Below are 13,940 nucleotides of genomic sequence, written 5' to 3'. Positions count from 1 at the left end.
TGCCCAGGCCGCAGTGCTCAAGCACCACACCGATCTGCCCCCTCTCCCGCCGGGAGAAGGCTGGGGTGAGGGGCATGTCTGGCGCAGTTCGGCTAGCGTTCGCAGCCTGGTCGCCTGCGATAAGCCGTCCCCCTCACCCTGACCCTTTCCCCAGGGAGAGGGGATGCGTGGGAGCGACTTGTCCTGCGGGGTTCTGCTGGCGCTCGCTGCCCAGGCCGCAGTGCTCAAGCACCACACCGATCTGCCCCCTCTCCCGCCGGGAGAAGGCTGGGGTGAGGGGCATGTCTGGCGCAGTTCGGCTAGCGTTCGCGGCCTGGTCGCCTGCGATAAGCCGTCCCCCTCACCCAGACCCTCTCCCCAGGGAGATGGGATGCGTGGGGGCGGCTTGTCCTGCGGGGTTCAGCTGGCGCTCGCTGCCCAGGCCGCAGCCCTCAAGCACCATACCGATCTGCCCCCTCTCCCGCCGGGAGAGGGCTGGGGTGAGGGTGTCAGTGGTGTTCGCGGGTGGCGCGGAAGTTTACTTCGGGCCAGCGTTCTTCCATCAGGGCCAGGTTGACCCGGGTGGGTGCCAGGTAGGTCAGGTGGCCGCCACCGTCAATGGCCAGGTTCTCCATGGCCTTGACCTTGAAGTCCTCGAGTTTCTTCTTGTCGTCGCAGTCGATCCAGCGGGCCGACCAGACGGTGATCGGCTCGTAGCCGCACTCGACCTTGTATTCTTCCTTGAGGCGGCTGGCGACCACGTCGAACTGCAGTACGCCGACCGCGCCGAGGATGATGTCGTTGCTGCGCTCGGGGAAGAACACCTGGGTGGCGCCTTCTTCCGCCAGCTGCTGCAGGCCCTGGCGCAGCTGCTTGGATTTCAGCGGGTCCTTCAGGCGCACGCGGCGGAACAGCTCCGGGGCGAAGTGCGGGATGCCGGTAAAACCCAGTGCCTCGCCTTCGCTGAAGGTGTCGCCGATCTGGATGGTGCCGTGGTTGTGCAGGCCGATAATGTCGCCGGCATAGGCCTCTTCGAGCATCTCGCGCTCGCTGGAGAAAAAGGTCAGGGCGTCGCCGATGCGCACGTCTTTGCCCAGGCGCACGTGGCGCATCTTCATGCCCTTGTCGTATTTGCCCGAGCAAATGCGCATAAAGGCGATGCGATCGCGGTGCTTGGGGTCCATGTTCGCCTGGATCTTGAAGACGAAGCCGCTGAATTTTTCCTCGGTGGGCTCCACCGTGCGTTCGTTGGCCACCCGTGCCAACGGCTTGGGTGCCCAGTCGACCACCGCGTCGAGCACATGGTCGACGCCGAAGTTGCCCAGCGCGGTGCCAAAGAACACCGGGGTCAGCTGGCCGTCGAGGAATTCCTGCTGATCGAATTCATGGCAGGCGCCCTGGACCAGCTCAAGCTGCTCGATAAACCGCTGGTACTCGTCGCCCAGGTGCGCACGGGCTTCGTCCGAGTCGAGCTTCTCGATGATCTTCACATCGGTACGCTCATGGCCGTGGCCGGCGGTGTAAACGATGATGTAATCGTCGGCCAGGTGGTAGACGCCCTTGAAGTCGCGGTAGCAGCCGATCGGCCAGGTGATGGGGGCGGCCTTGATCTTCAGCACCGCCTCGATCTCGTCGAGAAGCTCGATCGGGTCGCGGATATCCCGGTCCAGCTTGTTGATAAAGCTGACGATGGGCGTATCGCGCAGGCGGCAGACGTCCATCAGCGCAATGGTCCGCGGCTCCACGCCCTTGCCGCCGTCGAGCACCATCAAGGCGCTGTCCACCGCGGTCAAGGTGCGGTAGGTGTCTTCCGAGAAGTCTTCGTGGCCCGGGGTGTCGAGCAGGTTGATCATATGCTCGCGGTAGGGGAACTGCATCACCGAGGTGGTGATGGAAATACCCCGTTGTTTTTCCATTTCCATCCAGTCCGAGGTGGCATGGCGGTCGGATTTACGCGACTTCACCGTGCCGGCGATGGCGATCGCCTTGCCCATCAACAGCAATTTCTCGGTGATGGTGGTCTTACCGGCGTCCGGGTGGGAAATGATCGCGAAAGTACGGCGCTTGGCGACTTCGACGGCCTGATTGGTCATGGTTGGTGCCTGCAGGAATCGGGGCGGAGGGGGAGGCGAGCTCCCGCAAAAGGGCGCGATTATAGCCGGATTCCGTGCCGCGCAGGCGCCTGCCGTCTGCTTCGTTTGGGCAGGGCGCCAGGGATGCGGGTACAGCCGCGCCGGGTGTGTCCCGGGCGGCTGGTCGTGTCGCGGACGCTAGAGGGTCTTCAGGTACTCCAGCAGCGCCTGTTTGTCCGCCGCCGGCAGCGTCGTGCCGAACTCATGGCCGCAGCGGCTGTTACCGGAGTTGCGCGCACTGCAGTCGGTGGTGGTCAGGCGGTAGTCGCCGAATTCACGCTGCTCGGCGGCCAGGCCAATGGCTTGGGTGTCGTAGGCCGGGCCGACCTTGAACGAAACGACCCGCTCGGCAGCCGGTTTCAGCAGTTCGGCCAGGCTTGGCACCGAGCCGTTGTGCAGGTAGGGCGCCGCCGCCCAGATGCCCTGCAGTACCCGTGCCTCGTAGGGGTAGTTGCTGTCGGGCTCGATCGCTTCGGCGCGGAACGCCCCGCTCAACGGTGAGGTCGCCGGCGCATAGAGCACAGCGCGGGTGGTAATGGTCTTTTTACCCAGTACCTCTTGGGCGTAGTGCTGCAGGATGGTGCCGACCACGGCGGTGCTCAACACATTGAACGCCGTGTCCGTCGGTTTCAGCGCCTTTTCCAGAAAGGGGATCTTGGCGCCGTTGAGCACGCCGGTCTGCACCGTCATCGTCAGGATCTCGTGCTCGCGCGAGTCGGTACCGACATCTTGCACCGGAGTCGCCCAGGTTTCATGGGCCAAGGTACGAAAGGCGCCCCGCTTGATGCCGTGGCAGTCGGTGCAGCCGCCCTGGGCCTGGGGCCGGTTGTAGATGGCTTCGCCCTGTTTGGCCAGCGCCGTGTCGACCGTCCAGGGCCATTTGGGCGGGCCGATCTTGGCGATCAGCTCCTCCACTTTCTTGAGCCCGTGGAAGTTCGCCGAGTTGCCCGACAGGTAATCGATCTTCAACAGGTCTTTTTTATCCGGTTTCGGGTGGAACACGCCGAACACGCCATACACCTCGCCCAGGTTGCGGGCCAGGCCGAGCAGGTCGTTGCCGTTGTTGGCGAAGCCCGGCCACTGGGTCTTGTCCTGGCGGTAGGCATTCCACAGGAAGGGGTAGCGCACCGGCGCCACCGCCTCCTGGATATTCTCGGGGATCAGGTAGCTGGGCGGAGGGCCGATATCCAGGCCGGTCAGGCGGTTGAAGATCATCGACACCGCATCCAGGCGCGCCGGCCCCCAGGGTTCGCGTGGCAACGCCCGGGACACCAGCGTGTGGTAACGCTGGTACCAGTCCTCCAGCGCCAGGCGCAATTCAGCCTTGTGCGTCGGCGAGCTGACGCTGCCCAGTACCGAGGCGGCGAAGGCGTCGAACTCGGCCGGTTGGGCCAGTACCTGGCCCACGGCCGTATCGAGGTCCGCGAGGAAGCTCTGGAAGTCACTGATGGCGGGCCCGCCGTCGATCCGGTAAGCCTGGCCGTCGACCTCGATCTGCCGGGTATGGCAGGCCGAGCAGGTCATGCCCAGGTTCTGTCCATTGCTGCTGTTGACCGCGGTAAACCCCACCGGCAATCCGGGCGGGGTGCTTTGCGGGTTGGCCAGGTAGCCATAACGGCCCAGGCTGGCCGCCATAAAGGGTGAACCGTCGGCTTGCTTGAGGGCGATCGCCCAACTCAACGGCATGATTTGCGACCCCTGGTCGCGGCTGTAGAAGTCCAGGCGGGCGCTGTCGTTCCAGCTGGTGCCCTGATCGAGGTAGGTGGGGGTGGCCTGGGTATGCCCGCAGGCGAGGAGGGCGGTGACGCCCAGCAGTGCAACCGACGAAATACGCGGTGTCTGGCGCATGGTTACTTCCCTGTGTGAGAGGACGACTGATGCCCGCTGGAGTTAAGCAGCCGCGGCTTTGAATGCAACGCCTCCGGTCGCCGGAACGGCCCGTCCTGGGGGCTGTGGGGAACGATGGCGGACGATCCGGGTCGGTTATCCAGGCGGTGAGGCGAGGCGAGGGCGAAACTTCACGAAGCTTCGGCAGTTTTTGGTTGATCTCAGGCCCCCACGGTCCTAAAGTTCGCGCCCGAACGTCCATGCTGGAAACGATCCATCCGGCTCAAGTACTGACGACGAGAGGTGGCTGCGCGAATTGCGCGGAAATCCTCGGCGACATGCCTTGGGAAGTAGGCGAACCAAAGTGGGGATACGGATTAGACGTTCAGTTTTACCCCCGTTTATTCAGTGATTTGCCAGATGGAGTCCTCCCATGTCGATCAAAGTCGAAGACTACTACTCGCGTGACACCTTCCAGCGGATGAAGACGTTCGCCGACGAACAGGAAACCCCGTTCGTTGTCATCGATACCGCCACCATCGCTCGTGCCTATGATTCCCTGGGCGAAGGTTTTCCCTTCGCCAGCATCTATTACGCGGTCAAGGCCAACCCGGCGGCGGAAATCATCCGCCTGCTGCGCGACAAGGGCTCGAACTTCGACATCGCCTCGATCTACGAGCTGGACCGGGTGATGGGCGAGGGCGTCGGGCCGGAGCGCGTCAGCTACGGCAACACCATCAAGAAGTCCAAGGACATCCGCTACTTCTACGACAAGGGCGTGCGCCTGTTCGCCACCGACTCGGAAGCGGACCTGCGCAACATTGCCAAGGCCGCGCCGGGCTCGCGCATCTATGTGCGCATCCTCACCGAAGGCTCGACCACCGCCGACTGGCCCTTGTCGCGCAAGTTCGGCTGCCAGACCGACATGGCCATGGACCTGCTGGTCATGGCCCGCGACCTGGGCCTGGTGCCCTACGGTGTGTCCTTCCATGTCGGCTCCCAGCAGCGTGACATCGGCGCCTGGGACTCGGCCATCGGCAAGGTCAAGGTGATCTTCGAACGCCTCAAGGAAGAGGACGGCATCATCCTCAAGATGATCAACATGGGCGGCGGTTTTCCGGCCAACTACATCACCAAGACCAACAGCCTGGAAACCTACGCCGAGGAGATCATCCGTTTCCTGCAGGAAGACTTCTCCGACGAAATGCCGGAGATCATCCTCGAACCGGGGCGTTCGCTGATCTCCAATGCCGGCATCCTGGTCAGCGAAGTGGTGCTGATCTCGCGCAAGTCGAGCAAGGCCATGGAACGCTGGGTCTTTACCGACGTCGGCAAGTTCTCCGGCCTGATCGAAACCATGGACGAAGCGATCAAGTTCCCCATCTGGACCGAGAAAAAGGGCGAGATGGAGGAGGTGGTGATCGCCGGCCCGACCTGCGACAGCGCCGACATCATGTACGAGAACTACAAATACGGCCTGCCGCTGAACCTGGCCATCGGCGACCGCATGTACTGGCTGTCCACCGGTGCCTACACCACCAGCTACAGCGCCGTGGAATTCAACGGCTTTCCGCCGCTGAAGGCCTTCTACCTGTAGAAAGCCTGCTCGCAAGCCGCAGCCGCACCGCCTTGGGCCGTGCGGCTGTTTTGTTTCCGGAGCATCAGATTCTCTGCGAGCCCGCCAAGGCTTTGCAGGTTTTGCGATCGGTTCACCGGTTGAGTGTAAAGAAAGTGTAAAGAACGCGTCAGATTCTTGTTTGATATTTATTCGCAAATACAATCACGCCTCATTTTGAAGGGGGAGTGATTCTCATGAGTATGCGCAGCAAGAACGTGGCCGCCTTGCCACAACGTCGTCTGCTGGCATCGGCTGTCGGCCTGGCCCTGGTCTCCTGGGCCGGTGGCAGCCTGGCCGCCGAGGTGGCTGCCAGCACGGCGCCCGTCGAGCTGGGCAATGTCAACGTCAAGGGCGAGCAGGCCAAGGCCTACAAGACCGACAGCGTCTCCTCCCCCAAATACACCGCGCCGCTGCTCGACACGCCGCAGACCATTACCGTGGTCCCCGAGGCCGTGATCAAGGAACAGAATGCCCTGAGCCTGCGCCAGGTGCTGTCCAACGTCTCCGGCATCACCTTCGGTGCCGGCGAAGGCGGTGCCTACGGCGACAGCATCAATATCCGTGGCTTCAGCGCCACCAACAACCTGATGGTCGACGGCCTGCGCGACAGCGCCAACATGACCCGCTCCGACATGTTCAACCTGGAAATGGTCGAAGTGGTCAAGGGGCCGAGCTCGGTGTACGCCGGTGCCGGCGCCACCGCCGGCTCGATCAACATGATCAGCAAGACGCCGCGGCTCAAGGCCTCCAACAACCTGCAGGGCGGCATCGGCACCGACGGTTACCACCGCCTGGCCGCGGACCTCAACCAGCCGCTGGACGGCATCGAAGGCGCGGCCTTCCGTCTCAACCTGATGGCCCATGAAAACGACGTGGCCGGCCGCGACCAGATCAACTACGAGCGCTGGGGCATCGCCCCGTCCGTGGCCTTCGGTCTGGGCACCGACACCCGTCTGACCCTGAGTTACCTACATCAGTCCGACCAGAACCTGCCCGAATATGGCTTGCCGGCCATTGGCGGCCGCGTGCTGGACGGGGTCGACCAGGATGCCTACTTTGGCTTCAAGAACCTCGACACCGAGGAAATCGACGTCGATTCCCTGACCCTGAAGTTCGAACACGACTTCAACGATCTGCTTAGCCTGAACAGCATCACCCGCTACTCGCACACCGACAACCGCACCGTTACCACCCGCAGCTACGTCAATACCGACCCGGCCGCGGGCATCCTGCCCGGCAACTTCCGTTTCCGCAGCGCCGGTGCCGGACGTGACACCACCACCGAGCTGGCGATCAACCAGACCAACCTGAACTGGAATTTCACCACCGGGTTTATCGAGCACAACCTGGTGACCGGCGTCGAGCTGTCGCGCGAGACCCTGGACCGCACCACGTTCAACTACAACCCCGACCTCAATCCCCAATACGCCCTGGCCGCTCCGCCGGAGCACTACAGCGGTCCGCTTAACAAGGCCGATGCCTCCAGCGTGGACTCGACCCTGACCGACCAGGCCCTGTACGCCTTCGATACCCTGGCCCTGAGCGAACACTGGGACCTGAGCCTGGGGGTGCGCTACGAGCGTTACGAAGCCGAGACTGACAGCCTGACCTTCGCCACCGCCACCCGGGCCAAGTTCGAGTCCAGCGACGAGATGCTCAGCGGTCGCGTGGGGCTGGCCTACAAACCGGTGGAAAACGGCACCATCTATGTGGCCTGGGGCAACTCCTACAACCCCTCGGCCCAGGGCGTGGCCACCACCGGTAGCGGCCTGAACGAGGGCAATGAAAACCTCGATCCGGAAAAGAACGAGACCTGGGAACTGGGCACCAAATGGGAGCTGCTCGACCAGCGCCTGGCGGTCAACGCGGCGATCTTCCGGGTCGACAAGACCAATGGTCGCCTGGACCTGGATGCCGGTTCGGGCTTCGACTTCGTGCTGCAGGGTGAGCAGCGGGTGGAAGGCTTCGAGCTGGGCCTGTCGGGCAAGCTCACCGACCGCTGGCAGGCCTTCGCCTCCTACACCCAGCTGAGCAGCGAGACCCTCACCGCCGCGCCGGCCGACGGTTCCCAGGAAGGGCAGGCGTTGGCCAATACCCCGCCGCGTTCGTTCAGCCTGTGGAACAGCTACCAGGTGTCCGATGACCTGGAGCTGGGTTATGGCGTGCAGTTCGTCGACGAGCGTAACGTCGCCGCCAGCGGCACCCAGAAGATCGACGCCTACTGGGTGCACGGTGCGATGCTCGGCTACCAGGTCACCGACGAGCTGGGCCTGCAACTGAACGTCAACAACCTGTTCGACGAGGAGTACTACGACCGCGTCCGCACCAACCTCGGCAGCCTGTCCAATACCGGCGGCCTGGTCCCGGGTGACGGGCGCTCCGCGACGCTGACGGCCAACTACAGCTTCTAAAGTCGTCGGCCGACCCCGACCCCGCCCCTCCGGCGGGGTTTTGCCGTTTGAGGAGAATGCCGCGATGATGCTTCATATTCCCCAGGTGCTCAGCGCCCCCCAGGTCGCCGAGTGTCGCCAGCTGCTGCAGCAGGCGCAATGGATCGATGGCAAGGCCACGGCGGGTTTCCAGTCGGCCCTGGCCAAGGACAACCTGCAGCTGCCCGAAGACTGCGCCGAAGGCCGGCAGATGGGCGAGCTGATCCTGCAGGCCCTGGGCCGTAACCCGCTGTTTATCGCCGGCGCCCTGCCGGACAAGGTCTTTCCCCCGCTGTTCAACTGCTACCAGGGCGGGCAGTCCTTTGGCCTGCATGTGGACAACGCGGTGCGCGAGGTGCGCGGCAGTGGCCAACGTATCCGCACCGATCTGTCGGCCACCCTGTTCTTCTGCAACCCGGAGGAATACGACGGCGGCGAGCTGGTGGTGGAAGACACCTATGGTGCCCACAGCATCAAGCTGGCGGCGGGCGACCTGATCCTGTATCCGTCCAGCAGCCTGCACCGGGTCAACCCGGTTACCCGGGGCGCGCGGGTCTGCGCCTTCTTCTGGATCCAGAGCATGGTCCGCGACGACGGCCAGCGCACCCTGTTGTTCGACCTGGACCAGAGCGTCCAGCAGCTCAACCGCGAGCTGGGCCCGGCCCATGCCAGTTGCGTGCAGCTGACCGGCGTCTACCACAACCTGCTGCGCCGCTGGGCGAGCGTCTAAGTGGCGCCAAGCGCCCGTCCACCCGTTGTCCTTGTTCAAGGTGAGTCGACGTGTTGAAGAAACTCGTGTTCCAGCTGCACTGGTTGTTCGGGATCAGCGCCGGGCTGGTGCTGGCGATCATGGGCGTGACCGGTGCCCTGTACAGCTTCGAAAACGAAATCATGGGGGCGTTGAATCCCTCCAGCCTGCGCGTCGAGGTTCGTGACAGTCCGCGGCTGGCGCCGGCCGCGCTGGTGCCGGTACTCGAGGCCGCTGGCGGCAAGCGGGTGGTCGGCTTGCAGATGGATACCGAGGGCGAGCGTGCCGCCCGGGTCTTCTACAGCCCGCCGCCGGGCGAGCGGCGCGGGCCCATGCGTTACTTCGATCCCTACACCGGCGCCCTGCTGGCGGAGCCGAGCGGCCAGGCGTTTTTTGGCCTGATGCTGCAACTGCACCGCTTTCTCGCCCTGGGCGATGTCGGCAAGCAGATCACGGCCGCCTGTACCCTGCTGCTGATTTTCTTCGGGCTGTCCGGCCTTTACCTGCGCTGGCCGCGGCGGGCCTTGAACTGGCGCGCCTGGCTGACCCTGGACTGGGCCAAGAAGGGCCGCGCTTTTCATTGGGACCTGCATGCGGTGTTCGGCACCTGGTGCTTGCTGTTCTACCTGCTGGCGGCGCTAACGGGCCTGTACTGGTCCTACGACTGGTACCGCCAGGGCGCCGAGCGCCTGCTGGGCGATGCCCCCGCCAGCGAACGCCAGGGCGAGCGTCGTGGCGGCCGGGGCGAGGCGCCGTCTGGCCCGCCACCGTCCGTCGATTTCGATGCGCTCTGGCGCAGCCTGCAAGGCAGCGCCGGTCCGCAGCTGCGCAGCTGGAACCTGCGCCTGCCGACTCAGGCCGGCCAGCCGGCCACGGTCTTTTACCTGCTGCAGGATGCCGACCATCCGCGGGCGCTGAACCAGATCCGATTGGACCCCAGCACCGGGGCGGTGACCCAGGTCGAGCGCTACGCCGACAAGTCCTTTTCGGCGCAGCTGCTGGCCAGTGTCTATGCGCTGCATGTGGGGGAGTACTTCGGCTTGCCGGGACGGATCCTGGTGATGCTTGCCAGCCTGAGCATGCCGCTGTTTTTCGTCACCGGCTGGTGGCTGTACCTGGACCGGCGGCGTAAAAAACGCGCGGTGCGCGCGGCCCGTCAGCAACTGCAGCCGGCCGTGCCCGGCGGCAGTGAATGGCTGGTGGGCTTTGCCAGCCAGAGCGGTTTTGCCGAGCAACTGGCCTGGCAGAGCGCCGCGTTGCTGCAGGCCGCGGGGCATGCGGTGCGGGTTCAGGGGCTGGCCAGCCTCGACCTGCCGACCCTGGCCCGCACGCCGCGGGCGCTGTTCGTGGTCAGTACCTTCGGCGACGGCGAGGCGCCGGACAGTGCCCGGGGTTTCGAGCAGCGCCTGCTGGCCGCTGCCGCCGACCTCGAGGGGCTGAGTTATGCACTGCTGGCCCTGGGCGACCGCCAGTACCGGCACTTCTGCGGCTTTGCCCAGCGCTTGCATGCCGCGTTGCAGGGGCAAGGGGCGCAGAGCCTGTTCGCCCCGGTGGAGGTCGATCGCGACGATCCCCAGGCCTTGTCAGGCTGGCAGCAGGCATTGAGTCACTGCGTCGGCGGCCCCGTGCCCCAGGCCTGGCAGACGGCGCCGTTCGAGTCCTGGACACTGGCCGAACGCACGCTGCTCAACCCGGGCAGCGCCGGCTCGCCGACCTACCGTCTGGCCCTGCTGCCCGACGATGGCCAACCCCGCCACTGGCAGGCCGGCGACCTGCTGGAGGTTCTGCCGCGCAACAGCGCCGCCGTGGTGGAGGCCTTTCTCGCCGGCCTGGGGGTGCCCGCCGACAGCCCGGTGACGCACCAGGGCCTCAGCGAGTCGTTGGCCCAGGCACTGGGCGAGCGCCTGTTGCCGGCCAGTCGCGAACACCTGGTCGGCCTGCACGCCCAGGCGCTGGTCGACGCCCTGGTGCCGCTGGCCGCGCGGGAATACTCGATCGCCTCGATTCCCGCCGAGGGTGCCTTGGCGCTGATCGTGCGCCAGGAGCAGCACGCCGATGGCAGCCTGGGCCTGGGGTCCGGCTGGCTGACCGAGCACCTTGTCGTGGGCGGCACGGCGAGCCTGCGTCTGCGGCGCAACGGCGGTTTCCACCTGCCGGCCGACGATCGCCCAGTGATCCTGATCGGCAACGGCACCGGCCTTGCTGGCCTGCGCAGCCTGCTCAGCGCGCGGATCGCCGCCGGCCAGCGGCGCAACTGGTTGCTGTTCGGCGAGCGCAACGCGGCCCACGACTTCTATTGCCGGGACGAGCTGCAAGGCTGGCTGGCCAGCGGCGACCTGAGCCGTCTGGACCTGGCGTTTTCCCGCGACCAGCCGGACAAACGCTATGTGCAGGATTGCCTGCGGGAATCGGCCGGCTTGTTGCGCGCCTGGCTGGACGAAGGCGCCGCGCTCTATGTCTGTGGCAGCCTGGCCGGCATGGCGGCAGGGGTGGACCAGGTGCTGCACGAGGTACTGGGCGAAGCCGCGGTCGCCGAGCTGCTGGCGGCGGGGCGCTACCGGCGGGATGTCTATTGAAATGGGGTGGCCAGGCTGCGGCCTGGCCGTCGTGGGTTGAGCCGAACGCCGCTGGGGGGCTTTGCGTCGACGGCCGGCCGCTCTAAGCTGTGGCCATGAAAAAGATCCTGCTCAATTGCGACATGGGTGAGAGCTTCGGCGCCTGGACCCTGGGCGACGACAGCCTGGCCATGCCCCTGGTCGACCAGGCCAACCTGGCCTGTGGCTTTCACGCCGCCGACCCGCTGACCATGCAACGCACCGTGGCCCTGGCAGTCCGCCATGGGGTGGCCATCGGCGCGCACCCGGCCTACCCGGACCTGGCCGGTTTCGGCCGCCGCCATCTGGCCTGTTCGGCGGAAGAGGTGCAGGCCCTGGTGCTCTATCAGCTCGGCGCGCTGGAGGCCTTTTGCCGGGCCGCCGGTACCGAGCTGGCCTATGTCAAACCCCATGGCGCGCTGTACAACGACCTGGTACGCGATGACGAACTGTTGAACGCGGTGCTGCGCGCCTGCGCGGCCTTTCGCCCCGGCCTGCCATTGATGGTGCTGGCGCTGGCCGACAACCGCCGCGAGCGTCGGCTGGCCGAGGCGCTGGGCGTGCCGCTTTGGTTCGAGGCATTCGCCGACCGCGCCTACCAGGCGGACGGCCAGCTGGCGCCGCGGCGCCTGCCCGACGCGGTGCACCGCGACCCGCAGCGGATCCTCGAGCAGGCCCTGGCCATCGCCCGTGGCGAGTCCTTCGCCGATATCGATGGCAAGCCCTTGCAGCTGAGCGCCGACAGCCTCTGCGTGCACGGCGATAACCCGGAGTCCCTGGCCGTGCTGCGGCGTCTGCGCGCGCTGCTCCACAGCGCCGGATGAGGCCATGATCCGTATCGAAGCGGCCGGCGCCGAGGCGCTGCTGCTGGTGCTGGCCGAGCAGCCGGACGCGCTGCTGCCGCTGCGCATCGCCAGCCTGGCGCAGCGGATCCGCCAGCAACTGGGGCCGCGCCTGGTCGACCTGGTGCCGGGCTGGACCAGCCTGCTGCTGCACTATGACCTCAGTCGCAGCGACCCCGTGCAGCTGGCGGCTGAACTTGGGCCGTTGTTACAGGCCTGGCAGCAGGCGCGTCAGGCCGTGTCGGTGCCGACCCTGCATGCCCTGCCGATCTGGTACGCCGGCGAGGACCTGCAGGCGGTGGCCCAGGCCTGCGACCTTGGCGTGGCCCAGGTGATCGAGTTGCACAGCGCACGCGAGTACCGGGTCGGCGCCATAGGCTTTGCCCCGGGGTTTGCCTACCTGGGCGAACTGGATGCCCGCCTGGTCCTGCCGCGCCGAGCCAGTCCACGGACGCGGGTACCCGCCGGCAGCCTGGCCATCGCCGAAGGCCAGACGGCCATCTACCCCCAGGCCTCGCCCGGCGGCTGGCACTTGCTGGGCCGCTGCCCGGTCCGGCTGTTCGACCCCCAGGGTCAACCGCCGTGCCCGCTGCAGGTGGGCGACCGGGTACGTTTTGTGCCGATCGACCGCGCCGCCTTTCTTGAGGCCGGTGGGCACCCATGAGCGCAGCACCCTCGGGTCTGCGGGTCATCGCTGCCGGGCCGTTGAGCCTGGTGCAGGACGCCGGCCGGTTTGGCTGGCAGCATTTGGGGGTGTCGCCCAGCGGGCCATTGGACCGCCAGGCGGCCGCCTGGGCCAACCGTTTGCTGGACAACCCCTGGGGCACGCCGCTGCTGGAAATCGCCCTGGGCGGGCTCGAGCTGGAAAGCCAGGTGGATACCTGGGTGGCGGTCTGTGGCGCCGAGCTGCCGATCGCGCTGGACGGCCAGGCGCGGCCCTGCGGCTCAAGTTTTGCCTGGCGTGCCGGCCAGCGCCTGCGCCTCGGTTATGCGCGCCGAGGCCAGCGCGCCTACCTGGCGGTGGCGGGCGGCTTTGCCATGACGCCGGTGCTCGGCAGCGTCGCCACTCAATGCCGGGAAGGGCTGGGCGGCCTGCGCGGCGACGGTGCGCGGCTGCAGGCCGGCGACCTGCTGCCCTGCGCGGCGGCCGAGCGGCCGCGGGCCACCCGGGTGCCACCGGCCTTTGTCCGTCCCTACGGCGACCGTGCGGCTCTGCGGGTGATGCTGGGCGGCGATGCCCCTTCGTTCGACGCCGATCAGCTGGCGCAGTTGTTCGCCCAGTCCTGGACCCTGAGTCCACAGTCGGACCGCATGGGCGCGCGCCTGCAGGGCCAAGCCCTGCAGGCACCGGTACGGCAATGGTCCCAGGGCCTGGTCACCGGCAGCATCCAGGTGCCGCCCGATGGCCAGCCGATTATCCTGCTGGCGGACCGGCAAAGCATGGGCGGCTACCCGGTGCTCGGTTGGGTGCACCCGCTGGACCTCGATCGCCTGGCGCAGTTGCCGGCTCATGGCCAGTTGACCTTTAGCCCGGTCGAGGTGCAGCAGGTCCAGGCCGAGCTGCGGACGTTCTATCGGTTTTTTGGGCGTTAGCCGGGTTGCAGTGGGTGTTTGTACCGCTATCGAGGGGACGACGGTACAGCCAGCCGGACCTCCAGACCCCGTCATACCCGCGCAGGCGGGTATCCAGGGGCTTTTCGCACCTGGGTTCCCAGTTTCGCGGGAGCGACGGTGAAATCACCGGCCGCACAGACACTTGTCATATCTGCGT

At 66.2% G+C, this 13,940-nt stretch carries 9 protein-coding genes; 7 read left to right on the top strand and 2 right to left on the bottom strand.

The window, feature by feature from the left end:
• Positions 1-488: 488 nt before the first annotated feature.
• A complete protein-coding gene (locus ABWY06_RS14670) occupies positions 489-2,072 on the bottom strand; it encodes a peptide chain release factor 3 (RefSeq protein ID WP_353926298.1) in 1,584 nt (527 codons plus the stop codon).
• Between the two features lie 177 nt (positions 2,073-2,249).
• Positions 2,250-3,959 (bottom strand): di-heme-cytochrome C peroxidase, encoded by a 1,710-nt coding sequence (locus ABWY06_RS14665; RefSeq protein ID WP_353926297.1) that lies wholly within the window; start codon positions 3,957-3,959, stop codon positions 2,250-2,252.
• A 412-nt stretch (positions 3,960-4,371) separates the two neighbouring features.
• Between ABWY06_RS14665 and ABWY06_RS14660 the strand changes: the two genes are divergently transcribed.
• The 7 genes from ABWY06_RS14660 to ABWY06_RS14630 all read left to right on the top strand — a co-directional run bounded on the left by ABWY06_RS14660 (position 4,372) and on the right by ABWY06_RS14630 (position 13,762).
• Positions 4,372-5,535 (top strand): type III PLP-dependent enzyme, encoded by a 1,164-nt coding sequence (locus ABWY06_RS14660; RefSeq protein ID WP_353926296.1) that lies wholly within the window; start codon positions 4,372-4,374, stop codon positions 5,533-5,535.
• A gap of 215 nt (positions 5,536-5,750) precedes the next feature.
• Positions 5,751-7,967, top strand: a complete 2,217-nt coding sequence (locus tag ABWY06_RS14655) for a TonB-dependent receptor (RefSeq protein WP_353926295.1) — start codon at positions 5,751-5,753, stop codon at positions 7,965-7,967.
• 64 nt (positions 7,968-8,031) lie between these two features.
• Positions 8,032-8,715 carry a Fe2+-dependent dioxygenase gene (locus ABWY06_RS14650; RefSeq protein ID WP_353926294.1) on the top strand — a complete coding sequence of 228 codons (684 nt, stop codon included), beginning with the start codon at positions 8,032-8,034 and terminating at the stop codon, positions 8,713-8,715.
• 50 nt (positions 8,716-8,765) lie between these two features.
• A complete protein-coding gene (locus ABWY06_RS14645; RefSeq protein WP_353926293.1) occupies positions 8,766-11,309 on the top strand; it encodes a PepSY domain-containing protein in 2,544 nt (847 codons plus the stop codon).
• A 95-nt stretch (positions 11,310-11,404) separates the two neighbouring features.
• Positions 11,405-12,151, top strand: a complete 747-nt coding sequence (locus ABWY06_RS14640; RefSeq protein ID WP_353926292.1) for a 5-oxoprolinase subunit PxpA — start codon at positions 11,405-11,407, stop codon at positions 12,149-12,151.
• Positions 12,152-12,155: 4 nt separating this feature from the next.
• Positions 12,156-12,833 (top strand): 5-oxoprolinase subunit PxpB, encoded by a 678-nt coding sequence (pxpB, locus tag ABWY06_RS14635; protein ID WP_353926291.1) that lies wholly within the window; start codon positions 12,156-12,158, stop codon positions 12,831-12,833.
• The gene (locus tag ABWY06_RS14630) at positions 12,830-13,762 is read left to right on the top strand and encodes a 5-oxoprolinase subunit C family protein (RefSeq protein ID WP_353926290.1); all 933 of its coding nucleotides are present in this window, start codon (positions 12,830-12,832) and stop codon (positions 13,760-13,762) included. Before pxpB ends, ABWY06_RS14630 begins: the two co-directional genes overlap by 4 nt.
• The last annotated feature ends 178 nt before the right edge of the window (positions 13,763-13,940 follow it).

It is taken from the genome of Pseudomonas sp., assembly GCF_040514055.1.
GTDB lineage: Bacteria > Pseudomonadota > Gammaproteobacteria > Pseudomonadales > Pseudomonadaceae > Aquipseudomonas.
Note: the sequence above shows the minus strand (reverse complement) of the source record. Positions and strands in the feature narration are given on the sequence as shown.